The 513-nt window shown below is 77.6% G+C and carries 1 protein-coding gene; it reads left to right on the top strand.

What is annotated here, in order from left to right; all coding sequences use genetic code 11:
- Positions 1–513, top strand: a 513-nt coding sequence (locus VQ03_RS29965; protein ID WP_048454586.1) for a nitrate- and nitrite sensing domain-containing protein, incomplete at both ends; no start/stop codon positions are given.

Below are 513 nucleotides of genomic sequence, written 5' to 3'. Positions count from 1 at the left end.
AGGCGGCGGCGGCCCTGGCCTCCGAGCGCGGCCTGACCAACGGATGGCTCGCCCGCCCGCCTGCCCCCTCCGAGCAGCGGGCACTGGCGGCCCTGCGCGCGACGGGCGACCGTCACCTCGACGCCGCCCTGGCGCGCGTGACCGACGATGCGGCGGCCTCGACGAGCGCGGCCGCCCTGGCGCAGGCCCGCGCCGATCTCGCCGCCCTGCGCCAGCGGGTCGACGGCGTCCTGTCGGGGACGCCCGACCCCACCCTGGCGGCGACCTGGTTTCCCGCCGTGACCGGCGTCATCGACCGCGAGCTGGCGTTGTTCGATGCGCTGCGGACCGGTGTCGCCGGCGCCGTTCCGGCCACAATCCTCCATGGCCTCGATGTGAAGCGCGCCCTCTGGCAGGCGGGGGAGTTCGCCGGGCGGGAGCGCGGCCGGATGAACGCGATGATCGCCGGGCGCCGGGACCTGCCGGTGGACGAGGTCCGCAGCCTCTCGGCTCTCGCCGGGCGCGTCGAGGCCG

The organism is Methylobacterium tarhaniae (genome assembly GCF_001043955.1).
In the GTDB taxonomy this organism is placed as follows: domain Bacteria; phylum Pseudomonadota; class Alphaproteobacteria; order Rhizobiales; family Beijerinckiaceae; genus Methylobacterium; species Methylobacterium tarhaniae.
The sequence above is the reverse complement of the archived record's forward strand: the minus strand, read 5'-3'. Positions and strand labels throughout refer to the sequence as shown.